Origin of the sequence: Aquabacterium sp. (genome assembly GCF_036279655.1) — a bacterium.
In the GTDB taxonomy this organism is placed as follows: Bacteria; Pseudomonadota; Gammaproteobacteria; order Burkholderiales; family Burkholderiaceae_C; genus Aquabacterium.
Window position 1 is genome coordinate 53,539 of record NZ_DASUIT010000079.1, and the last position, 23,991, is coordinate 77,529.

The 23,991-nt window shown below is 64.6% G+C and carries 22 protein-coding genes; 7 read left to right on the plus strand and 15 right to left on the minus strand.

Translation table 11 applies throughout. The annotated features are described in order from the left end of the window. Positions 1-191: 191 nt before the first annotated feature. From VFW84_RS09685 to VFW84_RS09705, 5 genes are all read right to left on the minus strand, one after another. On the minus strand, positions 192-2,471 hold the full coding sequence (locus tag VFW84_RS09685) for a right-handed parallel beta-helix repeat-containing protein (protein WP_329680248.1): 2,280 nt from the start codon (positions 2,469-2,471) through the stop codon (positions 192-194). A gap of 341 nt (positions 2,472-2,812) precedes the next feature. Beyond that, positions 2,813-3,970 (minus strand): pyridoxal phosphate-dependent aminotransferase, encoded by a 1,158-nt coding sequence (locus tag VFW84_RS09690; protein ID WP_329680249.1) that lies wholly within the window; start codon positions 3,968-3,970, stop codon positions 2,813-2,815. 93 nt (positions 3,971-4,063) lie between these two features. After that, positions 4,064-4,909 carry a hypothetical protein gene (locus VFW84_RS09695; RefSeq protein WP_329680250.1) on the minus strand — a complete coding sequence of 282 codons (846 nt, stop codon included), beginning with the start codon at positions 4,907-4,909 and terminating at the stop codon, positions 4,064-4,066. Positions 4,910-4,987: 78 nt separating this feature from the next. Next, positions 4,988-5,668, minus strand: a complete 681-nt coding sequence (gene rpe / locus VFW84_RS09700) for a ribulose-phosphate 3-epimerase (RefSeq protein WP_329680251.1) — start codon at positions 5,666-5,668, stop codon at positions 4,988-4,990. Between the two features lie 64 nt (positions 5,669-5,732). Next, the gene (locus VFW84_RS09705) at positions 5,733-5,873 is read right to left on the minus strand and encodes a hypothetical protein (protein ID WP_329680252.1); all 141 of its coding nucleotides are present in this window, start codon (positions 5,871-5,873) and stop codon (positions 5,733-5,735) included. A 58-nt stretch (positions 5,874-5,931) separates the two neighbouring features. Between VFW84_RS09705 and VFW84_RS09710 the strand changes: the two genes are divergently transcribed. From VFW84_RS09710 to VFW84_RS09735, 6 genes are all read left to right on the plus strand, one after another. Next, positions 5,932-6,288 carry a hypothetical protein gene (locus VFW84_RS09710; RefSeq protein WP_329680253.1) on the plus strand — a complete coding sequence of 119 codons (357 nt, stop codon included), beginning with the start codon at positions 5,932-5,934 and terminating at the stop codon, positions 6,286-6,288. 96 nt (positions 6,289-6,384) lie between these two features. Continuing rightward, entirely contained in the window at positions 6,385-7,953 is a 1,569-nt protein-coding gene (locus VFW84_RS09715) for a methyl-accepting chemotaxis protein (protein WP_329680254.1), read from the plus strand. A gap of 10 nt (positions 7,954-7,963) precedes the next feature. Continuing rightward, positions 7,964-8,365 (plus strand): bacteriohemerythrin, encoded by a 402-nt coding sequence (locus tag VFW84_RS09720; protein ID WP_329680255.1) that lies wholly within the window; start codon positions 7,964-7,966, stop codon positions 8,363-8,365. A 64-nt stretch (positions 8,366-8,429) separates the two neighbouring features. Beyond that, on the plus strand, positions 8,430-8,804 hold the full coding sequence (gene apaG, locus VFW84_RS09725; RefSeq protein WP_329680256.1) for a Co2+/Mg2+ efflux protein ApaG: 375 nt from the start codon (positions 8,430-8,432) through the stop codon (positions 8,802-8,804). Between the two features lie 22 nt (positions 8,805-8,826). Then, positions 8,827-10,842 (plus strand): site-specific recombinase, encoded by a 2,016-nt coding sequence (locus VFW84_RS09730; RefSeq protein ID WP_329680257.1) that lies wholly within the window; start codon positions 8,827-8,829, stop codon positions 10,840-10,842. Positions 10,843-10,965: 123 nt separating this feature from the next. Next, positions 10,966-12,219, plus strand: a complete 1,254-nt coding sequence (locus VFW84_RS09735; RefSeq protein ID WP_329680258.1) for a murein transglycosylase A — start codon at positions 10,966-10,968, stop codon at positions 12,217-12,219. On the opposite strand, the gene cynS is transcribed toward VFW84_RS09735, so the two are convergent. The 9 genes from cynS to VFW84_RS09780 form a co-directional block, all read right to left on the minus strand. Next, entirely contained in the window at positions 12,213-12,656 is a 444-nt protein-coding gene (gene cynS / locus VFW84_RS09740) for a cyanase (protein ID WP_329680259.1), read from the minus strand. The genes VFW84_RS09735 and cynS overlap by 7 nt on opposite strands. 40 nt (positions 12,657-12,696) lie before the next feature. Further along, complete coding sequence (locus tag VFW84_RS09745; protein ID WP_329680260.1) at positions 12,697-13,131, minus strand: nuclear transport factor 2 family protein; 435 nt, start codon at positions 13,129-13,131, stop codon at positions 12,697-12,699. Next, entirely contained in the window at positions 13,128-14,015 is an 888-nt protein-coding gene (locus tag VFW84_RS09750) for an ABC transporter ATP-binding protein (protein WP_329680261.1), read from the minus strand. The genes VFW84_RS09745 and VFW84_RS09750 overlap by 4 nt, the downstream gene beginning before the upstream one ends. Next, positions 14,005-14,889, minus strand: coding sequence for a nitrate ABC transporter permease (gene ntrB / locus VFW84_RS09755; RefSeq protein ID WP_329680262.1), 885 nt, complete (start codon positions 14,887-14,889; stop codon positions 14,005-14,007). The genes VFW84_RS09750 and ntrB overlap by 11 nt, the downstream gene beginning before the upstream one ends. A gap of 12 nt (positions 14,890-14,901) precedes the next feature. Further along, positions 14,902-16,302, minus strand: a complete 1,401-nt coding sequence (locus VFW84_RS09760) for a CmpA/NrtA family ABC transporter substrate-binding protein (RefSeq protein WP_329680263.1) — start codon at positions 16,300-16,302, stop codon at positions 14,902-14,904. Between the two features lie 136 nt (positions 16,303-16,438). Continuing rightward, positions 16,439-17,095, minus strand: a complete 657-nt coding sequence (locus VFW84_RS09765) for a response regulator transcription factor (RefSeq protein WP_329680264.1) — start codon at positions 17,093-17,095, stop codon at positions 16,439-16,441. Then, on the minus strand, positions 17,092-18,324 hold the full coding sequence (locus VFW84_RS09770; protein ID WP_414638950.1) for a PAS domain-containing sensor histidine kinase: 1,233 nt from the start codon (positions 18,322-18,324) through the stop codon (positions 17,092-17,094). The genes VFW84_RS09765 and VFW84_RS09770 overlap by 4 nt, the downstream gene beginning before the upstream one ends. A gap of 63 nt (positions 18,325-18,387) precedes the next feature. Next, the gene (locus VFW84_RS09775) at positions 18,388-19,338 is read right to left on the minus strand and encodes an alpha/beta hydrolase (protein WP_329680265.1); all 951 of its coding nucleotides are present in this window, start codon (positions 19,336-19,338) and stop codon (positions 18,388-18,390) included. Positions 19,339-19,358: 20 nt separating this feature from the next. Continuing rightward, the gene (locus VFW84_RS09780) at positions 19,359-20,078 is read right to left on the minus strand and encodes a hypothetical protein (protein WP_329680266.1); all 720 of its coding nucleotides are present in this window, start codon (positions 20,076-20,078) and stop codon (positions 19,359-19,361) included. 194 nt (positions 20,079-20,272) lie between these two features. Between VFW84_RS09780 and VFW84_RS09785 the strand changes: the two genes are divergently transcribed. Further along, positions 20,273-21,100 (plus strand): HDOD domain-containing protein, encoded by an 828-nt coding sequence (locus tag VFW84_RS09785; RefSeq protein WP_329680267.1) that lies wholly within the window; start codon positions 20,273-20,275, stop codon positions 21,098-21,100. Here the strand turns inward: VFW84_RS09785 and priA are convergent, their stop codons facing one another. Then, entirely contained in the window at positions 21,101-23,206 is a 2,106-nt protein-coding gene (priA, locus tag VFW84_RS09790; protein ID WP_329680287.1) for a replication restart helicase PriA, read from the minus strand. Positions 23,207-23,991 lie beyond the last annotated feature (785 nt).

A 23,991-nucleotide genomic window follows, 5' to 3' on the forward strand; every position in this document is an offset into this window, starting at 1 on the left:
TGCCCTTGCCGTGAGAACAAGCCGTTTCCACGCCCTCTTCTCCTCAGCCCTGCGGGCTTGGCGTTCACTGGAGATCGTGCGCAACCGCCGTCTCTGCGGGTCGCACGAACGTCTTGCCCGGCACGCAAAAAAGTCCGCCAATCGCTTGACGGACTTCATGCCGAGATATCGACGACCTCTCGCAGCAGGACTTATTGCAGCCGCTCCCACGTGATATCACCCATCCACAACCAGGTCACCGTGTAACCGGGGTAGGTGATCGAGCTGTTGGCATAAGCAACGGCTTGTTGAACGCCTCCGAAGTTCCACCCGGCGCCGTCCATACTGACGGTGGGCACGACATTCATGCCGTTGCTCAGTCCGGCGTCTTGCATGCTCAACGTGTCTTTGAAGGTACAACCGCACAGAGCGTTCGGAGTGCTCGGCAAAGTTGACGAGGCGAACTGACGCGACACCTTGTTGTCGGCAACGATGGGCGCAGGCGCCAACCAGGTTCCCGACATGCTGTCAATCGAGTTGATGCCTCCAGCAAACTTGTCCTTGGTCGGGAACAGTGCGTTGTTCTTCAACGTGAAGGGCGATTGGCCATCCGTTGGGCCGACGATCCACTGGAAGATGAACGGTGTCGGCGCATGCAGCACATTGTTGGTCACCAGGTTCCCAAAGCCATCGTTTTGCCTGTATGCCGCACCGTCGATGTCCTTGACAAGGTTGCCTCGCACAGTGACGTTCGACGAACCTTCATCCAGATAGATGCCATGGCCTGCAAATGAGGTGTAGGACGTCACATCCCGGATGACATTGCCCTCCACGATCGTCCCATCCGCGCGGCCCAGCAGGTAGATGCCCCCCAGGTCAGACAGCTCCTTGTTGCCAATTTTGTGCAGGTAGTTCGCACGGATCACGTTGTGGTGGGATTGTGATGGACCAGCATTCCACTCCCAACCCACCGAGATGCCACTGTGGGGCACACTGCGCACCACGTTGCCGACCAAGGTGTTGTAAGAGCTGTGCCCGATCCAGATGCCGTTTGCCGAGGGCACGCGCACGCCCACATCGTGAATCCTGCTGTTGGACACGGTGTCGCGCCCAGTCTCGAGATCTGTGCCTCGGTACTTGGCATCGTATGCATCCACCCACTCGAGATTCGCTGGCGTCGAGCCAATGAGCACACCACTGCCGCCGGTGTCAAACACCTCGCTGCCATCGATCTGGATGTATCGCGCCGAGTCGCGCATCCAGATGCCAGTCCCCGCCACATGCGAGACTTCGCAGCGGTCAAACACAATATTGCGCGCATGACTCAGTTCGATGGCGCTAGGCATTCCGACTGCGCCTTGCTGCGGATCGCGCGATGACTGCTTGGGGAGATTGGTGTAGCGGAACTTCAGGTTGCTAAAGCGAAGGTTCGACACCCATTTTCCATTGGGTGCATCGCCTGTGGTCTTGAGCAGCCAGCTCATTTTCGGAATTTCAAATCTCATGCTGGTCGCTGAAGACGATCCGCTCATCTTGTAGCGCAGCTCCCCCGTGCCCGGCATCGTGCCCTTGAAGAACCACTCCTTGGACATGTCCAGACCTGATTCCACGTTTTCCAGGTAGTAGCGCATCCCCTTGGGCATGCTGGTCGGCCAGGCGATGGAAGAGTCGAACGTGAATGTGCTGGTGGCAGCATTGGCCGAGGCAATGCTGCGACGGGCCACCGACCACTCGTAGAGGAACACCAGCTCGGCGTCAGGATTTCCAGCCGCTTGCGTCACCACCTCGGCGTACTCGTCATCGTAGGCCTTCATGCCTGTCGTGACGGTGCAATTCGACTGGCATGTGGGAACATTGTTGGGCGCATAAACGCCCTGGTTCACAGAGTAGTAGGTCAGAACGTTGGGGGTCCGCGCGCGCACAGCGCGACCATCTTCCACGGTCCAGAGCTGATCAAACGGCGCTGAGACGGCAAGATTGGTGACTTTGACCACCTTGGTGGATGCGTCGTAGACGTTGGATTGAACCTGCTTGGAACCCACGAAAACCACATCCTGCGTCACGGCGGGATCCCGTTCCAGGACGATATTTCGTGCACTGTCTTTGCCAGACACATTGGCAGGCCAGAGCCAGCCCTGCGTATCAAATTCATACGTACCCGCTGCAAAGCGCACTCGCAAGTTGCCTTTGACCGTGTTGTCGGCAACCCATGGATGCGATGCCAGATAGTCAGGAAGATTGTCGAGCTTGATGCGCGTGGAAGTCCCTGTCTTGGTGTCCTTCACGTTGATGTAGGTTCTGACACCTGCCGCACTGGTATCGAGTTGGACCGTCAAGATTCGGTCATCGCTCGTGGGGTCTCCAACCGCCTGAGCTTGAAGGCGTTGCCCGCCTGTCGCAGCTTGAGTGTTCTCATCCGTTCCGCCCCCGCAGGCCGTCAGCAGGAGCACCGCTGAAATCAACGCCCCTTGAAGAAATATCCTCTTTTCCATGATGTCCCCAGTTGATTGCTATTGACAAGCAAAAAGTCTACATCAAACAAGCATCATTTAATCATCAATGTGGCAACAGAGCGTGACCACCTCCCGCGGCGGCTGGCGGCGAGGTGAACACAGCATGGACTTTCGACAAACGTGCGGGATGAAGCCGGGACGAGGGAAGCAGGCGCGGATGATGTCCGCTCGACTTCGGCTGATGGCCAACGAGCCACGGATGCGCTGAGCCTGGCTGCCCGCGCCGCCCATGTCAGAGAACTTGCCCCCTTTCGGGGCTTACCGAGCCGATGAACTGTCGTGCGGTGCTGTCGGAGAGTCCGACAGGAACATCATCCCGCTCACAACTTGACCAGCCGCTCCAGCGCCTTCTCCAGCGTCGCCGCCGACTTGGCAAAGCAGAACCGGATCACCCCATGGTCATCCCCGCCGGGATAAAAGGCCGACACGGGGATGGCCGCCACGCCGTGCTCGCGGGTGAGGCGTTCGACAAAGGCGCGGTCGCCCTCGTCGCTGATCGCGCCGTACTTGACGCACTGGAAGTAGGTGCCCTGGCAGGGCAGCAGCTCAAAACGTGAGCCCGACAAGGCCTGCCTGAAGATGTCGCGCTTGCCCTGGTACAGGGCCTTGAGCTGCTCGTACCAGCCCGGTTTTTTCATGAACTCGGCCAGCGCCACCTGCGAGGGCGCGTGCACGGTGAAGACAATGAACTGGTGCGCCTTGCGGAACTCGGCCATCAGCTCGCGCGGGGCCAGGCAGTAGGCCACCTTCCAGCCGGTGATGTGATAGGTCTTGCCAAAGCTGGACACCACGAAGCTGCGCTCGGCCAGGCCGGGGTAGCGCATGACGCTTTCATGGCGTGCGCCATCAAAGACCATGTGCTCGTAGACCTCGTCGCTGACGATCACGATGTCAGTGTTCTTGACCAGAGCTTCGAGTTGGGCCATGTCATCGGCCGTCCACACCGCGCCGGTGGGGTTGTGCGGGCTGTTGATGATGATCATGCGCGTGCGCGGTGTGATCAACTGCGCCACGCGGGCCCAGTCGGGCCGGTAGTCAGGCAGGGTCAGATCGGCGTAGATGACCTTGCCGCCCTGCAATTCGATCGAGGGGCCGTAGCTGTCATACACCGGCGTGAACACAATGACCTCGTCGCCCGGGTGCACCATGGCGGCCACCGCCGTGAAGATCGCCTGGGTGGCACCGGCCGTCACCGTGATCTCGTCGGCCACGTCGTAGCTCACACCGTACAAGGCCTGCACCTTGGCGGCGATGGCCTCGCGCAGCACGGGCATGCCGGTCATGGGGGCGTACTGGTTGTGGCCCGCGCGCGTGGCCTGGTCCAGCAAACCCAGCAGCTCGGCTGGCGCATCAAAATCCGGGAAACCTTGCGACAGGTTGATGGCGCCATGCTGCTGCGCCAGCGCCGACATCACCGAGAAGATGGTGGTGCCGACCTGGGGCAGGCGTGATGTGATCTGAACAGGCGTGGTGTGCATGGGGCAAGCATAACGGCCCGCAACGCCCCCATGTATCCGCTGGTGACCCGGACGCGGATGCGCTCAGCATACCAACATGACCTGCCCATGCCCTCACTCCGGAGGTGTCATCAATGCATTCAGCCGTTCCTGCATGGCCTGGCGCAGGCAAACAAGATCCCGTTGACACTGATTGCGACGAAGCACCCATTGCCTTTGTGAGCGTTTGAGCTCACTCAAACACTGGGACTCATGATCGCAAGCTTGGATGGCCACACGCCACGCTTGTGTCACGCTTCGATCATAGGAGGCCAGACGAGCATTGCCGCAGATGGCACGCTCAGCCGGCCATCGCGCCTTGGCACACGCAAAGCTGGGCTGGACTTTCTCTCCGGGCAAGCTGGGCTTGAGCACCAGCAAGGTGTCTCCATACCATCTCAAGAGCGCCGATCCATCAGGCAAACGCGCCAGCCAGTTGTTTTGCAGATGGCCTGTCGATGCCTGCGCAGGCATCTTCAAAGGTGCCGGCCCCCATGTGCCAGGCCGACAAGCCAGCCAACGCACGTCGACTTCGGTCTGCCCCGAGACTGACAACCCAAAGCTTTGCGCCACATCGCTCCCTGGATGAACAGCCTGCATGCTCTGTTCAAGCAAGGCATTCAACCTCACACGTGAACGTTGCTGAGTGGGTTCCGCACACACCGTGGCATCGGGCAAGTCGGAGTCAATGCGCTCCGGTAGAAAGTCGATCACCCTCCCCACCAATCTGGGATCATCGATTTGATAGAGCAGCCGATCGGATCGCCACTCGTTGACCTGTACTTGAGACACCCGCCAATGCTCAATGGAGACTGGAAGCTGCGCAGCAGTACTGACGCCATGAAGCAGCAGCATGCCGAGCAGCACATCGACCATCCACAGGCGTGGCCTGCGTGAAAAGCACTGAAGCGCGGCCTTCATCCGTAGGACGTCTGTAGCAACAGGGGGGTTCGAACTGGTTGTCTGCTTAGGGTGCCAGCGCCCGATGCATGGGGCCCGTCATGCCAATTCAGCCCGCATCGCGTCAATGACCGCCTTGTAGCTCGCCTGGCCAAAGATGGCGCTGCCCGCCACAAAAGTGTCAGCGCCCGCATCCGCGATGCGGCGGATGTTGTCGACCTTGACGCCGCCGTCGATCTCCAGGCGGATGTCGCGGCCCGAAGCGTCGATGATCTTGCGCACCTGCTCGGCCTTGCGCAGGGTACTGTCGATGAAGCTCTGGCCACCAAAGCCCGGGTTGACGCTCATCAGCAGCACCACATCGACCTTGTCGAGCACCCACTCCAGCACATCCACCGGGCTGGCGGGGTTGAACACCAGCCCCGCCTGACAACCCTCGGCCTTGATCAACTGCAGGGTGCGGTCCACGTGGGTGGAGGCGTCGGGGTGGAAGGTGATGATGTCGGCTCCCGACTTGGCAAAGGCTTGGGCCAGGGCGTCCACGGGCTGCACCATCAGGTGCACGTCGATGGGCACCGGGGTGCCGTCGGCCTTGACCGCGTGCTTGCGCAGGGCCTGGCAGACCATGGGCCCGAAGGTCAGGTTGGGCACATAGTGGTTGTCCATCACGTCGAAGTGGATCCAGTCCGCCCCCGCATCGATGACAGTGCGCACCTCCTCGCCCAGACGGGCAAAGTCGGCGGACAGGATGCTCGGGGCGATGCGGAAGGTGCTCGACATGGGGGCTGCCTTTGTCAGGTGTGTTGAAGGGATCCTGCCCTCGATTCTATTGACACCCGCGCCCTCAGTACCAGTGCCATTGTGTGTCTGGATAAAACACCCACACCAGCACGGCCAGGGCGCCGCTCACCATGCCCAGGGTGCGCCCGAAGTAGATGGCCAGGTTCGGATCGTCAGGGAACTGCAAGAACAGGCGAGGGGGCATTAACAATCGATAAGAGCGATCTGCCCACCCTTATCTCTGTGTCATCCGCCACGGATGCGTGAAGACGCTCTACCGCCGCACCAGCGGGGAGGAGTGGGTGCAGGAGTCTTGCGAGCTCGAACGCATCGATTACGCCTGGATCGAAGGCATCGCCCGACAGGACCCCCGCTGGCAAGCCGCACTGCTCAATGGCTGGAAGGACTACGCCATCCGCAAGGAGTGGCGAGAACACGATCTGCTGACCCTCAGCCCGCAGGAGCGCTATGCCGCCTTCCTGGCGCGCGAGGGGCACCTGGCCCAGCGCGTGCCGCAGCAGGAGCTGGCCCGCTACCTGGGCATCACGCCCGTCTCCCTGAGCCGCATCCGGCGGCGGGTGTCGCAGCAGGACGCACAGTCGCCGTTCAGGCACCGTTAAGTATTTCGCACCCTGGCCGATAAGCAGTGCAGGGCTCCGGCAGACCCCCTGGACGGTCGGCACAGGTGCCCCACACACACTACTCTGGGGCCTCCCGTGAAAAGCATCCACATCAGCATAGGGCAGCGGCTCTCCCTCGGTTTTGGCCTCCTGCTGGCCATGCTGGGCGCCGCCGCCATCATCGCCGCCCTCCAGTTCAAGCACATCGGCGACATCAATGAGCGCATCATCGAGCAGGACTGGCGCAAGGCCGAAGCGGCCAATCTGGTCAACGCCACCACCCGAACCAACGCCCGCCTGACCATGGCGCTGCTGATGACGGATGACGCGAACAGATTGCAGGCGCTCAATCAATCCATCGACCGCAACAAGCGCCTGATCGACGAGGCCCTGGCCACGCTCGACGCCCTGGTGTATCTGCCGCAAGGGCGAGAGTTGCTGGCCGAGATCAAACGAAAGCGGATGGCCTTTGTAGCCTCCTTCACTCAGGTGCGGCGCCTGGTGGCCGAAGGGCGGCGCGACGAAGCCACTCAGCTCATGAACAACGAGACCCTGCCCGCCATCGATGCCCTGGATGAGCCCATCGCACGACTGAACCAGTTGCAAAAGGATGTCGTCACCGCAGGCAGCGCAGACGTGCAGTCCAACATCCAGTCCGCCTTGCGCGTGATGGTGATCCTGGCAGTGCTGGGCTTGGTGGGTGGCATCGTCGCCGCGCGGTTGATCACCCGCTCCATCACCCAACCGCTGGAGCAGGCCGTGCATCTGGCGCAGCAAGTGGCTGCAGGCGATCTGACGGGGCACATACAGGTACAGCGTCATGACGAGCTGGGGCGTTTGCTCCAAGCCCTGCAGACCATGAACACCAGCCTGATCCGCATTGTCGGGCGGGTGCGCTCCGGGTCCGAGACGATTTCGACGGCCACCAGCGAGATCGCCATGGGCAACACCGACCTGTCACAGCGCACCGAGGAGCAGGCCAGCTCGCTGGAGCAGATTGCCGCCTCCTTGCAGGAGCTGACCACCACCGTGCAGCAGAACCTGGAAGGAGGGCAGCATGCCAACAAGGTCGCTTCGGCGGCGGCCGAGGTCGCGGTGCGTGGCGGCACGCTGGTCTCTCAGGTGGTGCAGACCATGGAGGACATCAATGCCTCGTCGGCACGGATCGCCGACATCATCGGCGTGATCGATGGCATCGCCTTTCAGACCAACATCCTGGCGCTCAATGCGGCGGTGGAGGCCGCGCGCGCGGGTGAGCAGGGCCGTGGCTTTGCGGTGGTGGCCTCCGAGGTGCGCAGCCTGGCGGGCCGCTCGGCCACCGCCGCCAAGGAGATCAAGGCCTTGATCGAGACCTCGGTGGGCAATGTCAGGCACGGCTGCCGACTGGTGGAGCAGACAGGCAGCACCATGGACGAGTTGGTGGTCAATGCGCGCCGGGTGGCCGACATCATGGATGACATCACCTCGGCCGCACGCGATCAGTCGCTGGGTATCCACGAGATCAACCAGGCCATGGGCCAGATGGATCAGGTGACACAGGGCAACGCCGCCCTGGTCGAAGAGGCCGCCGCCGCCGCCCAATCGCTGGCGCAGCAGGCCCGCACGCTGGTGCAGACCGTGGACGTGTTCAAGTTCCATGACGAGGCCGCGCTCGCGGCTGCCTGAGGAGCTCGCCATGGCTTACTTCGAATGGGCGGATGACCTGGCGATCGACCATGGCCCGATCGACGATGACCACAAGCATCTGGTGGCACTGGTCAACGCCCTGCACACGGCCACCAGCCAGGGGTGCGGCCAGGAAGTGGTGGGCGACATCCTTAAGGATCTGGCAGCCTACACCAAGGACCACCTTCAGCGCGAGGAGCAGATCATGGTGTCCATCCGTTTCCCCAAGCTGGAGGGGCACAAGAAGGGACACGAGAAGTTCGTGCACGATCTGGAGGCGCTGCAGCACAAATATGAACAAGGCAGCATCACCACCGCATCGCAGTTGTCCACGTTGCTGCGGGACTGGCTGTCGCTGCACATCCGCCGCTCGGACCGGGAGATCCGGGATTTTCTGAAGGCATCCCGATGAGCCTCCAGGGTTATTTCAGACCTTGATACAGGGCTCGTCACGCGCTCTGCCTAGAATCAGGCGCATGAGCTCCCCTGAATTGACCTGTTCCGTGGCCCCCAGTTATCTGGAAGAGCACAGCAACCCAGCCCAGCACGAGTACGCCTGGTCTTACACCGTCACCATCACCAACACCGGTGATGTGCCGGCGCAGCTCATCGGGCGCCACTGGGTGATCACCGATGCCACCGGGCACGTCGAGGAAGTGCGCGGCCTGGCCGTGGTGGGTCATCAGCCCCTGCTGCAGCCGGGCGAGAAGTTCGAGTACACCAGCTGGACCCGACTGAACACGCCTCAAGGCAGCATGGAGGGCACCTATTTCTGCATGTCCGAGGACGCCCGCTGGTTCGAGGCGCCCATCCCGCTGTTCGTGCTGTCTCGCGCCAACGCCCTGCATTGACGCGACGCGAGGCCCTGACCCGGTGACCGGATCGACCCCCCGCTCCATCGACGACCTGCTGCGGCAGGCCCCCATGGATGCGCCACGGGCCGAGCGCCACCTGTGGCTGATCGAGCTGCTGGCCTGGGTGCGCCAGGGAGATCCGGTGACGGGCGTGCAGTACGTGCTGCGCCACCTGGACGACCAGCCCCAGGCCCGCGAGCGGGTGGTCTCCTTGCTGGCCGTCAGCTTGGACGACCTGCACCTCAGCAGCCTGCTGGCCGACCACGGTTTTGCCCCGCGTGCGGCCTTGCTGAGCGAGCTGGGTGAGCGCCTGCGCGGCCGCCTGCTGCCCGCCAGCCCCGACACCCGCGATCTGTCGACCCTGTTCGGGCTGTTGTTCGATGTGCGCACGGACCATGTGTGGGTCGAGGCTCTGGAAGAAGACACCCTCACGCGCCTGGGGGCCTTGCTGGGCCAGGCCTGGCAATGTGCCGACGCCTCCGGTGGCTGGCGGCCCGTGTTCATGTCGGCCCTGAGCATCCTGGCCAGCCAGGTGCGTGCCGCCGGTCTGTCGCGCGAGTTGCGGCTGCGCATGGGCGATGGCCCTGAGGTGGCGCAAGCTTTTGGCCAGTTGGCCCGCGCCGCCGAGGACATGCACGATCTGATCGATGCCGGGGACCAGGTGGCGGTGCTGCAGCAGGCCCAGTACCTGCGCGCCCTGCTGGACCGCTGCGTGCAACTGGCAGAAGGCGTGCACGACCACCTGGAGGCCTATGGCGTGTCGGTGGATGTGGTGTTCCAGATCGACCAGTTGCGCGCGCGCTGCCAGCGCATGGAACAGGTGCTGGACTGCCTGCTCTCGCCCGAACCCCATCGCGAGATGCGCGCCCTGGTGCTGGCCCTGATCCAGCAAGGTCAGGCGCGCCGCAGCGTGCGGGCGCTGTTCACCCGGCAATACTCGCTGCTGGCCCGCCTGGTGGCCGAGCGCAGTGCCGAGACGGGTGAGCACTACATCACCCGCACACGCAGCGAGTATGTCGACATGCTGCGCCGCGCAGCCGGCGGGGGCCTGGTCATCGTAGGCACCACCTTCGCCAAGTTTTTCCTGCTGGCGCTGGGGCTGTCGGCCTTCTGGAGCGGCTTTGCCGCCGGGACCAACTATGCGCTGAGCTTCGTGCTGATCCACCTGCTGCACTGGACGGTGGCCACCAAGCAGCCCGCCATGACCGCGCCCGCCATGGCCGCCAAGTTGCGCGACACCCATGACGAGGCGGGCGTGGAGGGGTTCGTCGACGAGGTGGCGCACCTGATCCGCTCCCAGATGGCCGGCATCATCGGCAATCTGGCCGTGGTGGCGCCGGTCGTCCTGCTGATTCAGGGCCTGGCCTGGTGGGTGTTGGGACGCCCCCTGATCGACGAGGCCAAGGCGGGCTCGGTGCTGGATCACCTGACCCTGTGGGGGCCCTCGCTGTTCTTCGCGGCCTTCACGGGGGTGCTGCTGTTCATCTCCAGCCTGATCGCCGGCTGGGTCGAGAACTGGTTTGTCTGGCACCGGCTGGACAGTGCCTTGCAATGGCACCCGCGCATCCGCGTCGTGCTGGGGCCGACGCGCGCGGCGCGGTGGTCGCTGTGGTGGCGAGAGAACATCTCGGGTCTGGCGGCCAATGTGTCGCTGGGCTTCCTGCTGGGTCTGACGCCCGCCCTGGCGGGGTTTTTCGGGCTGCCACTGGATGTGCGCCACGTCACCCTGTCCACCGGCCAGATCGCCGCCGCCCTGGGCACGCTGGGCCTGCCTGCGCTGCACGACGCGCACTTCTGGTGGTGCGTGGCCGCCATTCCCTTGACCGGCCTGCTCAATGTGGGCGTGAGCTTTGTGCTGGCGCTGCGGGTGGCCGTGCGCTCACGCGGGGTGCGTGTCAAGGACCGGGCACGGCTGGCACGGGCCCTGGGCCGACGCCTGCTGCGTCAGCCGCTGAGCTTCCTGCTGCCGCCCAAAGCGGTGGCCACGAAGCACCTGCCCCCTGGGTCTCAGGGGGACGGGCCATCGTCGTCCTGACGGGGCGCCTGGCTTGAGGCATGATCCTGCGGCTCGCCGCCGCGGCGCCCCGAGAACATCGTCCACCATACAAAAAACACCAAGAGCGCCAGCGCCAAGCACGCTTCGAGCAGAATCAGTCCCATGTCCGGTTGTTCCTCCCCATTCCATCCTGCGGCTCACGCCGTGGACCCCCTGCACCGTGCAGCCCGCGCCGCCTCGGTGCTGATCATCTCAGGAATCCTGGCCGCCTGCGGCTCCTTGCCGTTCAAGAAGGCGCCCCAGCCCGCCCCGCAAACCACCACGCCGCCCCACACGCTGCCCGATGGCGCCGTGGTGCAGGAGCGCGGCAAGGCCCGCTGGGTGCAGGCCCGCTGGGATGAGCTGCCCGGCTGGGGCACGGATCGGCCCAGCGAGGTCTGGACGGCCTTGTGGCGCGGCTGCCAGCGCCCCGCCAGCGACTGGATGACGGTGTGCACGCGCGCACGCGTGCTGGGCTCGGCCTGGGGCCGCGAGGTCGGAGACGACACGGTGCGCCGCTGGCTGGAGGCCAATGTCCAGCCCTGGCGTGTGGAGACCATCGACGGGCAGAGCACCGGCCTGCTGACCGGCTACTTTGAGCCCATGATCGATGCCCGGCGCCAGCCCCAGGGCGCCTTCCAGATCCCGCTGTTCCGCCCGCCGGCCGATCTGGGCCAGCGCAAGCCCTACTACACACGCGCCGAGCTGGACAACGTGCCCGAAGCGCGCGCGGCCCTGAACGGGCGTGAGCTGGTCTATGTGGCCGACGCGCTGGACGCCCTGCTGGTGCAGGTGCAGGGTTCCACCCGCGTGCGCGTGCTCGACGAGCTGACGCCGCAAGGTCAGCCCAAGGTGGTGCGCCTGGCCTTTGCCGGCCACAACGATCAGCCTTACCAATCGGTGGCGCGCTGGCTGGTGGACCAGGGGGCCTTCCCCCTGGAGCAGGCCTCGTGGAGTGCCATCAAGGGCTGGGCCGGCCTGAACCCGCAACGCGTCAGCGAGATGATGAACGCCAACCCACGCGTGGTGTTCTTCAAGGAAGAGCCGCTGAACCAGCCCGAGATGGGCCCCAACGGTGCCCAGGGCCAGCCCTTGACGCCAGGGCGCTCGATCGCCATCGACAAGGACACCATGCCCTATGGCACCCTGGTCTGGCTGGACAGCACCGAGCCACAGGCCTGGAGCGCCACCCCGATGCCGCCCAAGCCGATGCAGCGCCTGGTGGTGGCCCAGGACACGGGTGGCGCCATCATCGGCGCGGTGCGGGCCGACTTCTTCTGGGGCTGGGGCGACGAGGCACTGACCCAGGCCGGCCGCACCAAGCAGCCCTTGAAGATGTGGGTGCTGTGGCCGCGCGCCGAGCGCTCGCCTCAGTAAGTCTTGTAGGGCAGGAACTTGCCCGACATGGTGATGCTCACCCGGTCACCGGCCGGGTGGGGCTCGCGCTGCAAGTCCATCTTGAAGTCAATGGCGCTCATGATGCCGTCGCCGAACTCCTCGTGGATCAAGGCCTTGAAGGTGGTGCCGTAGACGCTGATCAGCTCGTAGAAGCGGTAGATCAGCGGGTCGGTGGGCACGGCGGTGGGCAGCGAGCCCTTGTAGGGCACCTGCTGCAGCCACAGGCGGGCCTCGGCCGGCAGCTCGAAGAGCTCGGCGATCACATCGGCCTGCTCGGCGTTCAGCGTCATCTGGCCCAGGCAGGCGGCGGTGACCCACTCCTTGCTCAGGCCCACGCGCTGGGCCACGTCGGCCCATTTGAGCCCCTTGCGGACTTTGGCTTCGATGATGAGGTCGGTCACGTCTTCACGGTTCATGGGGTGCTCCTTTGTGCTCATGAGGGTGGAATGAATCGGCTCAGCGCAACTGACGCTGAGCTTCGGTGATGGGGATGTCGTTGATGCTGGCCTCGCGACGGGCCATCAGACCGCGCTCATCAAACGTCCAGTTCTCGTTGCCATAGGCGCGCCACCATTGGCCCTGGTCGTCGTGGTATTCGTACTCGAAGCACACTGCGATGCGGTTGTCGGCAAAGGAGAAAAGGCGCTTCTTGAGCCGGTAGGCGTGCTCCTTGGCCCATTTGCGCGTCAGGAAGTCCACGATGGCTTCACGCCCCTGGAGGAACTCGCTGCGATTGCGCCACCAGGAGTCTTCCGTGTAGGCCTGCGCGCAGCGCTGTGGGTCCTTGCTGTTCCAGGCGTCTTCAGCCATCTGCACCTTCAGGCGGGCACTCTCTTCGGAGAAGGGCGGCAGCGGGGGGCGGCTGACAGGGGGCGAGGGGCTTGCACTCATGTCGCTCTTTCCTCGGGTGTATCAAGGGGGAGGGGCTCACCGGGCCACACTTCGTCCGGCACTTCGGGCGCTCGGCCGTGGCTCAGGTCCTTGGCGCGGCTCACCAGGAAATCGACCAGGTGGTTGCGCAAGGGGTAGAAGCGCGGGTCATGGTGCAGACCGGCCCGCGTGCGATCGCGCGGCAGGGTATTGACCACGATTTCGGCGATGCGCGCGCGCGGGCCATTGCTCATCAGCAGGATCTTGTCGGCCAGCAAGATGGCCTCGTCCACGTCATGCGTGATCATGAACACGGTCTGCTGGGTCTGTGCACAGATGCGCAACAGTTCGTCCTGGATGGTGCCCCGCGTGAGGGCGTCCAGGGCCCCGAAAGGTTCGTCGAGCAGCAGCATCTTGGGCTCGATCGCGAACGCCCGGGCAATGCCCACGCGCTGCTTCATGCCCCCGGACAGCTGCGACGGCTTCTTGTCGATGGCCGGGCTCAGGCCCACCATCTCGACGTAACGCTCGACCTGGCGACTCACCTCGGCCCGTGTCCACTGCGGCCATCGGGAGCGCACGGCAAAGGCGATGTTCTGGCGCACCGTGAGCCAGGGCATAAGGGCATGCCCCTGAAAGACCACCCCCCGCTCCAGGCCAGGAGCATTGACTTCGCGCCCGTCCATGAAGACGTGTCCGCTGCTGGAGTGCTCCAGGCCCGCCAGGCTGTTGAGGATGGTGGTCTTGCCACAACCCGAGTGGCCGATGATGCAGACGAACTCGCCGCGCCGGATGTGGAAGTTCACCGCCTCGAACACGGGCTCGCTGGCGCCGGGATAAAGCTTGCCCAGGTCCTCGACCTGCAAATAGGGGCGACTGCTGTCGGCCTGCCGGTCAATCGACATAGCTCACTCCCTTCTGCAATCGACCAAAGGCCGCATCCAGCCACATGCCCACCACCCCAATGGTCAGGATGGCAAAGATCACATTGGGCAAGGACAGGTTGTTCCACTCGTTCCACACGAAGTACCCCACCCCGGTGCCCCCCACCAGCATCTCGGCGGCCACGATGACCAGCCAGGCAATGCCCATGCTGATGCGCATACCCGTCAGGATGGTGGGCGCCGCCGCCGGCAGGATCACCTCGAAGGCCGTGCGCCAGGGTGACACTTCCAGCGTGCGCGCCACATGGAGCCACTCCTTGCGCACATGGGCGACACCGAAGGCGGTATTGATCAGCATGGGCCAGATCGAGCAGATGAAGATCACGAAGATGCCCGAGATGGTCGAGTCCTTGATCGTGTAGAGCGCCAGCGGCATCCAGGCCAGCGGCGAGATGGGCTTGAGCACCTGGATGAAAGGGTCGAGTGCCCGATACACCAGGGGCGACATGCCGATGACAAAGCCCAGGGGAATGGCCACCAGCGCTGCGATCAGGTAGCCCAGGCCCACGCGACCCAGGGAGTAGCCCAGCTGCAGGCCGATGCCCTTGTCGTTGGGGCCGTTGTCGTAGAAGGGATCGCTCAGGTGCTGCACCATCACCGTACCCATCTGCGCCAGGGTGGGAAACGCCGACGCGGTTTCACCGCTGGCGGCGGCAGCGGGATCCTTGCCCATGAGCTGGAGGTACTCGATCTGCTCGGGCGTGAGGGTGACCGCCGGTGCTGTCTTGGGCAGAGTGGCAAGATGCCAGATGCCCAGCAACACGGCCAGGATCAGCACCGACAACAGTGTGGCCTTGAAACGCTCTGTGTGCCACCAGGAAACCTTGGAACGCATGGGGTGTGGTCCTTAGCTGCGCTTGATGGCAAAGCCGTTGATGTAGGCCTCGGGCTTGGCAGGATCAAACGCTTTACCCATCACCTTGAAGCCAGGATAGGCACCGGCAGGCGCGGTCTCGCCCAAGGCCTTCATGTGTCTCTTCGCGTCGGTGAGCAGGAAGACCTTTTCGGCCAGTTGCTGGTAGTTGACCTCGCCTTTGACATAGCCCCAGCGCTTCATCTGCGTGAGCATCCACACGGCCATGGACTGCCAGGGAATGGGGTTGAAATCAGCGCGATCAGGCACGTCCCTGACGTTGCCCAGGCCATCGGCATAGCGGCCCGTCAACACCTGCTTGAGCACCGCTTCAGGCTGGTTGAGGTACTGCGCGGGCGAAATGACCTTGGCGATGAGCTCGCGATTTTTGGCCTGACGCGCCATGGCGGCGGCCGTCAGCACGGCGCGGTACAGTGCGGCAAAGGTGTTGGGGTTCTGCGCGATGAACTCGCCGCTGGTGCCAAAGGCACAGCAGGGGTGGCCATCCCACAGCTCCTTGGTGAGCAGGTGGATGAAGCCGACCTCATCGAACACCGCACGCTGATTGAACGGGTCGGGACCCAGGTAACCATCGATGTTGCCGGCACGCAGATTGGCCACCATCTCAGGTGGAGGCACCACGCGGATCTGGATGTCCTTGTCCGGATCCAGCCCATGCTCGGCCACGTAGTAGCGCAGCAGGAAGTTGTGCATCGAGTATTCGAACGGCACCGCGAACTTGAAGCCCTTCCAGTCCTTGGGATCGCGCTTGTCCTTGTGCTTCATGGCCAGCGTGATGGCCTGGCCATTGGTGTTCTGGATGGTGGCCACATGCATGGGCTTGGGTGTTGATCCCAGCCCCATGGTGATCGACAAAGGCATGGGCGAGAGGAAGTGCGTCGCGTCATATTCCTTGTTGATCATCTTGTCTCGGATCAGCGCCCAGCCCGCCGTCTTGACCACCTGCACATCCAGACCCTGCTTACGATAGAAGCCCAGGGGGTGGGCCATGATCAGTGGCGTGGCACAGGTGATGGGAATGAAGCCGATCTTCAAGGAGGTCTTCTCCAGCGGTGCGGCCTCTTCGGCCATGGCTTGGAGACTGGCGGTGGGCAGAACGCTGGCAATGGCGGCCATGGCCGTGTTCTTGCCCACCGCCTTCAGGAAGCGCCGGCGCAGCGCGTCCTGCGGGAAGAGGGCCTTGACCAGGCTGGCTTCGACGAACTCGCGTGAGTAGGCCTCGAAGTCTTCTTGCTCGCTGCGCTCACGCAAGGTCTGCACAGCCTGGTCATGGCCCAGGGCAGCGTCATGCTCGTCCTGACTGTGGTGCTGGCCGCAGGCACAGTGCAGACGCAGGGGGCGGTCGGCGTCAAAGGGATTGAAGTGGCGTGACATCGGACTTCCTTTCACATCCACACAGCGGTGGGGATCAGCGATGTCTCACTGTAGGAATCTCTGCCCTGTGCCGCCATCGCGGCATTCGTGATTCGCGTGTAGTGCCAGCCCTACACGGCGGGGCAACCCCATGCCCTCAGACCATCACCACCTGCTGCCTCACGGCATAGAGGGCCAGCTCGACATCATTGCGCGTGCCGGTCTTGTCCAGGATGCGCGACCGATAGGTCGACACCGTATTGGGTGACAGGTGCAGCGCCTGCGCGATCTGGCCCACACTCTGGCCTTGCGCCAGCAGGCGGAACACCTGATGCTCGCGTTGGGACAGGCTCTCATGGGCAGGCTTGGCACGCACGTCGCTGATGGACGTGGCCAGCGCCTCGGCCACACTGGCCGTGAGGTAGACCCCACCGGCCGCCGCCTTGCGCACGGCCATCACCATCTCGTCGGGATCGGCGCTCTTGTTGAGGTAGCCTGCCGCACCGGCGCGCAGGCAACGCACGGCGAACTGCTTGTCGGGGTAGGTGCTGAGCATGAGCACAGGCAGACGAGGGTGCTCGGCCTTGAGCAGCTTGAGGACCTCCATGCCATCGCGCCCCGGCATGGCGATGTCCAGCATCACCACATCCAGGCCAGGGCCGACCTGCGGGTCCAGACACCGACGGACCTCACGCATGGCATCGACACCATCGGCGGCATCGGCCACCACGCACAGATCGGCGATCTCGCCCAGCACCTGGCGCAGCCCCTGACGCACGATCAGGTGGTCATCCACCAGCAGCACGCGGATCACACGAAGGCTCCCTGCGGCACCGCAGCGCTGCCATACATCGGCATGGTCAGGATCACGGTCGTGCCCTGCCCCATCTGGCTGTCGATGTGCAGCCAGCCTCCGAAGTGACCTGCCCGCTCACGCATGCCCATGACGCCATACGCAATGTGGCTGTCGAACGCGCTGGGGGGCGCCCCCTTGCCGTTGTCCTTGACCACCACGGTGATGTCACTGGCGTGCGCGCTGATGCGGATGTCGACATGGTCGGCCTCGGCATGGCGCGCCACATTGCTCAGCATCTCCTGAAAGATGCGGAACACGGCCGTGGCCATGGGGCCTTCGGGCGCCTGCAACCCCGGCGCGATGTCCATGGACCAGGCGCAATCGAGTTCGCTGCTGTCAATGAAATCCTGGGCCTGCCACTCCAGGGTTGCCCACAGACCCTGGTGATCCAGGATCGACGGTCGCAGGTCAGTGATGATTCGTCCCACGTTGTCCACCGCGTTGTCGATGAGGCCACGCATGCCGTGGCATTTGCATTGAAGCGCGGACTGGCCTTCAAGCCGCTTTTCCAGCCAGCTCACATCCATCTTGAGCCCGACAAGCAGACTGCCCAGCTCGTCATGGATCTCGCGGGCGATGCGTGTGCGCTCTTCCTCCCTCACACGCTCCAGGTGAGCCTGCAGCTCCCGCAATTGCGATAGCGCCTGGCTCAGATCGCGGGTGCGTTCGCCCACCCGTCGCTCCAACTGGTCATGGGCCTGACGCAAGAGCATCTGCTGACGCTGGCGATCCGTGATGTCCACGAAGGTGACCACGGCGCCATGCACCACGCCCTCGTCCAGAATGGGATAGGACGAATACTCCGCGGCAAAGGGGGAACCGTCCCGACGCCACAGCACCTCACTGTCGATGCGGCAGGGCACACCCGCGCGAAAGGCATGAAAGATGGGGCAATGGTCGACGGGGTAGTGGTGTCCGTCAGGGTGCGTGTGGTGAATCAGATCGTGCATGTTGCGCCCCAGCACCTCGCCAGGCTGATAGCCCAGCATGCCCGCCCCGGCGCGGTTGATGAAGGTACACAGGCCATCCATGTCGATGCCGAAAACACCTTCCCCGGTGGACTCCAGCAGCAGGCTCAGCCGGTCTCGCCAGACGGCATCCACGCGCGCACTGGCCACTCGCGGCACCATCGTCGGTATCGCAGAGCGGTCAGGGAGCAGCATGGAAGGGGAAGGGAGGGCACTCATGGCACGTCTTTCGTGTCATGGGCACAGCAAGGGCCGTGCCGGGTTGCAGCCGCCCCGTCGATGTCAGTCGAACAACGCCCGCTTCACCGCCGCTGCCAGCGCCGCATGGGCCTCGGCCGCCTCGGGCAGGAAACGCCCCATGTTGATGAAATCGTGCACCGTGCCGGGCCAGACGGTCAGATCGGTGGGCACACCGGCCTGCCGCAGGCGCTCGGCATACTGGCGCCCTTCGTCGGCCAGGGGATCGCACTCGGCCAGGCCGATCCAGGCCGGCGCCACGCCCACATGGCTGGGGGCATGCAGAGGTTGGCGGTGCCAATCCTCGGCCATGGCCCCTCCGCTGGCCTGGGATTCGAACCAGGCCATCAGTTCCTCGTCCAGCAACAGCCCGGCCGAGGCGAAGCGTTTGAAGGACTCCGTGGCCGTGCCCAGCTGCACCGAGGGGTAGAACAGGGCCTGCAGCTTCAGGGCCAGACCGCTGTCGCGGGCCATCAGGGCCACCACGGCCGACAAGGTCCCCCCGGCGCTGTCACCCCCCACGGCCAGGCGGCTGCCGTCCAGGCCCCGGGTGTGGCCCTCACGCGCCAGCCACTGCAGGGCCTGCCAGGTGTCGTCCAGCGAAGTGGGGTATTTGTGCTCGGGCGCCAACCGGTAGTCGATGGCCACCACGGCCGCACCACTCTGGGCCGCCACCGAGCGGCACATGGCCTCGCAGGTGTCGATGCCGCCCACCACAAAGCCGCCACCGTGCACATACAGCAGGACCGGCAGGCCCGCCTCGGTGCGGGGCGCCCACAGGCGGGCCGGGATGGCATGGCCATCGCTGCCGGGGAGGGTGAAGTCCTCCACCCGGGGCAAGACTGCGCGGGGCACCTCGCTGGCCCCCACCCCCATGCGGTAGGAGCGGCGGGCCTGCTCGGCAGGCAGGCTGTGCAGGGGCGGAAAGCCCGCCCGCTTGATGTTGTGGATCAGCGCGCGCGTCATCTGGTTGAGCGCGTCCATCGGGTCGGCCATGGGGTCTCCGAAAAATGAGGTCAGGGCAAGCTTATCCGGATCTGCAGCTCGGACTGCGCCTCGCTGTGCTCGGTGCTGCTGCTCCAGGCGCCCGAGCGCTGCCCCTGCTGCTGCGCGCCGGTGCGCGCCACGGTGGCCCATTCGCCCAGGGGCAGCCCCAAGGTGGTGCTCACCGCGGTGCGCTCCGAGGCATCGGCGGGCGAGGAGGCCATGTCGGCCTCCAGCTCCAGCTCGACCAGGGCACGCCCACCCGACCAGCGGGGACGCACGCGCACGCCCTGCCCACGCTCCACCCAGACGGTGTCGGACCACAGGCTCATGGCAGGCGCGGGGCCCGTGCCGGTGTCATGTCGGTAGGAAGGGTGGTGCGGACGGGACGTCGACCGAGACGCCCCGGATCCCTGGGGCGAGGGCTCGACGTGGACCGCCCATTGCCAGACCGTGAGGGGCTGCGCCTGGCTCAGGTTCAGGCTGGCGCGTGCACCGTTGAGCACCAGCAGGTGCCCATCGGCATCCTGGGTGCCTTGCGAGCGGAGGGTGGACCAGCCCACCGATGCCGAGCCCGACACCCCGCGCCGGCGGTCCACCACCACCGAGCCCTGGCGCAGACCGCCCGAGCCCTGCTGCCCGGACTGGCTGCTCACAACGCGCCACTGCACCAGCAGATTGCGCTGGGGCAAGGCAGCCTGGGCCGCCAGCGAGGCGGTCAGCAGTCCGATCAAGACAAGACGACGTTGCATGCCAAATCCTTTCAGGTCACAGGGCGAGACATACGTCACAACTGGGCGTGACACACCCTTTATTTCCACCCGTTGAAATGATCGCGATTTGAGATGCTCAAGTCACGCCCCGGCAGGTCGATAAATGGTGAACTCTGCCACGCTCCACCGGGGGATGCGCAGTTTTTAGGTTTCATCGCCCAGGAGGCAGATTCATGCAGCTCGACGCCCTCTTCAAGCAACCACAGGCCCTGCCTGCCGTTCCCAAGATCGTTCACGAACTGATCGACAGCTTCAACAACGAAGATGTGTCGATCGACGAGATCACCAAGAAGATCGCCAGCGATCCGGTCCTGTCCGCGCGCCTGCTGCGCCTGGCCAACTCGGCGTACTACCATGTCTCCCGCACGGTGGGCACGGTGGATGACGCCGTGATGATGCTGGGCTTCGTGACGGTGCGCACCCTGGTGATCAGCTCGGGCCTGACCAGTGGCTTCAAGTCCATGCCGGGCATGGACCTGGGCAAGTTCTGGAAATACAGCCTGCACACGGCGACCGTGTCGCGCTGGCTGGCCAAGACCACCGGCAACAACATCGACCAGGCCTTCACGGTGGGGCTGATGCACGCCATCGGCCAGTTGGTGATGCACGCCGGCATGCCGGAGTCCATGCTGCACCTGGACAAGCTGGCCGGCCCGCTGGACCCCCGCCGCTTCGACATGGAGCGCTCGTCCTTTGGCTACAACTTTGCCACCGTGGGGGCCGAGTTGGCCCGCCAGTGGAAGTTCCCACCCACCTTTGCCGAGGCGATCGAGCACTTCCCCGAGCCGCTGGCCCACCAGCCTTTCAACAGCACCGCCGGCATCATCCACCTGGCCGCCTGGCGTGCGCGCGCCGAGCACAATGGCCTGAACGAGGCCGAACTGGCCGCCACCATCCCGACGGAGGTATGCCAGCAGTTGAAGCTGGATCCGAATGTCTTCCTCAAGGAAATGCCCACGATGGCCGAACTCTGCGAAGGCATGGAAGCCCTGCTGGGCTGATCAGATCGCCAGCGGATCCACATCCACCGCCCAACGGATCAATCCGTTCGGGCGGTTTTTTTGCGCCAGGGCCAGCCAGTCCGGTGTGAGGCGGCTCAACAGGCGCTGTAGCGCGACCCGGTGGCCGGCTTCGATCAGCATCTGGGCGCGCTCGACATTGGCCACCCGCTGCACCGCCGTGGGCACGGGTGGATAGAGCAAGATGCCGCCCAGCGTGCGGGCCAGCGCCTCGGCCACCTCGGCAGCGGCGCGCAGGAAGTCCTGTGCCGCATCCTGGGTGCGTGCCTCGGCGCGCAGCATGGCCAGATGGGCATATGGCGGCAGGCCGGCCATCTCGCGCTCCTTGAGTTGCTGGCGGGCAAAGGCTTCGTAGTCGTAGCGCTGGAGCGCCGCGTACAGCGGATGATCAGGGTGCCAGGTCTGCACCCACATCTCGCTGCCCTCGGCCACTCCGGCATCGCGGCCCGCCCGTCCGGCCGCCTGCAGCAGCAGGGCGAACTGGCGCTCGGCGGCGCGGAAGTCACTGGCAAACAGGGCCGCATCAGGGTTCACGGCGGCCACCAGGGTGATGCGCCGGAAGTCGTGTCCCTTGGCCACCATCTGGGTGCCCACCAGCACATCGACCTCGCCGGCATGCACACTGGCCAGCTTTTCTTCCAGGGCGCCCTTCAGGCGGGTCACATCGGCATCGATGCGGCCCACGCGCAATTGGGGCAGGGCTTCGGCCAGTTGTTCCTCCAGGCGCTCGGTGCCGCGACCCACGGGGTGGATGTCGGCGTTGCCACAGTCCGGGCAGGCGCGGGGCACCCGCTCGGTGAAGCCGCAATGGTGGCAGCGCAGGGTGCGATCGACCTTGTGAAAGACCCGCCAGGCGCTGCAGTGGGGGCAGCCGCTCTTCCAGCCACAGTCGCTGCACTGCAGGACCGGGGCATAACCACGGCGGTTGAGCAGCACCAGGCTTTGCTCGCCGCGCTCGTGACGCAAAGCCAGGGCATCGAGCAAGGCCCGGGACAGGGGCGGGGCCTCGTGGCCTGGCAGGGGTTTGGGCTCCCGCGTGAGGTCGAGCAAGCGCACCTTGGGCATGGCGCCCTGGCCCACGCGCGAGGGCATGTGCAGGCGCAGGTAGCGGCCACTGCCGCCGTCAGCGGTCGGCATGGCGTTGTACCAGGTCTCCAGGCTGGGCGTGGCCGATCCCAGGATCACGCCCACCCGCTCCAGGTGCCCGCGGTAGATGGCCAGATCCCGCGCCGAGTAGCGCGCGCCATCTTGCTGCTTGTACGACGGGTCGTGTTCTTCATCCACCACCACCAGGCCCAGGCGGGGCATGGGCGTGAACACGGCCAGGCGCGTGCCCAGCACGATGTCGGCCAGCCCCAGGTGGGCCAGCATCCAGTGGCGCAGGCGCTGCGCCGGGGTGAGGCCACTGTGCAGGGACACGATCACGCGCCCGGCGAATCGGGCGGCCACGCGTGCTTCCAGTTGGGGCGTGAGGTTGATCTCGGGCACCATCATCAGCACCTGCTGCCCGGCGTCCAGCGCCTGCTCGGCCCGGCGCAGATAGACCTCCGTCTTGCCACTGCCGGTGCTGCCCCACAGCAGCACCGTGTGGGCCTGACCCGCCTCGCGGACGGCCAGTGCCGCCAGGGCCTCGCCCTGTTCAGGCGTGAGCTCTGGCCTGCGGCCCACCTCGCTGGCCACCGTCTCTCCTTCGGCCACCGCCTTGCGCAAGCGCTTGACCCGGCGCGCCCACTGCACGGCGTCGAGCTGCCTCAACTCGGGCGGCAGCACCATCATGGCCATTTCACCCAGGCTGCGCTGGTAGTAGGTGGCCGCAAAACGGACCAGTTGCCGCCAAGGGCCGGGCAAGGGTGGCAGATCGGGCAGGACTTCGACCAGGGGCTTGAGCTCCTGGAGAGACCAGGTCCTGGCGGTCTCCTCCTCGGACACCGCACCCGCCTCGTCCCACACCACGCCAGTCACGGTGCGCCGCCCCAAAGGCACACGCACCACGCTGCCCGCCGGCAGGGCTTGCACATGCCGGTAGTCCAGAGGGCCGAGCAGGCCGCTGTGCTGTGGCGCCTCGACCAGCACCCGCACACGCACCATCCCGGCGTCCTGATCGGATACCGGAGATGCCGACGACGGTGCATCCGCCGTGGATGACACGCCGGCGGGGGCGGGAAAGAGGTCACCGGGCACGAGGTCTTGTCTCCAAAATTCCTACACAAATGTGAAAAAGCCGCGCTAAGTTCTTGATTTTCAGGTCTTTCCCCCTTATCCACGGGGACTGTGGATAACTTTGTGGGAAACGATTGCAAATCGACGCTAAATGCTTGTCAGACCGTCATTTGGCCTAGATTGCCTCAGATTTCAGCACGATCGTTCAACCTATATGAATCAACAACTTAGAGAATCAATTGTCAAAAATGAGTCGCACAACGTGGGCGCACAAAAACAGAGCGCCCGCTGCGTCCAAGATGGGGATAACCGGCCTTTTGAATTCGAAATTCAAGGGTTTCCCCTAGTTGGAAAAACGCTGACACACCGTGTCATCCCTCTCGTCTCGCGGAAAACCGCCAGACCCCGGCGCCAGCTCGGCCCCAGACCCCACCCGATTGTTCCATGGCTGCGACACTTGACTGACACGACGATCGGATGACCTTAGCGTCAGGCCTCAAAGTCAGCTGCCAGCATCCACCGCTAAGTCCTTGATTTTCATGCATCGAGCGCGGCGAGACAGGGCTGTGGATAACTTTGTGGGAAAGCTCTGCATCGTTGCGCTAACTGCTTGTCACGCTGGGGTTTCCACTGAATGCCACCCCCCAGGGGCATGTCAATAAGTTCATTGAAATCAATCACTTAGAACACATGCCCGTGCATTGCAGAGGGCT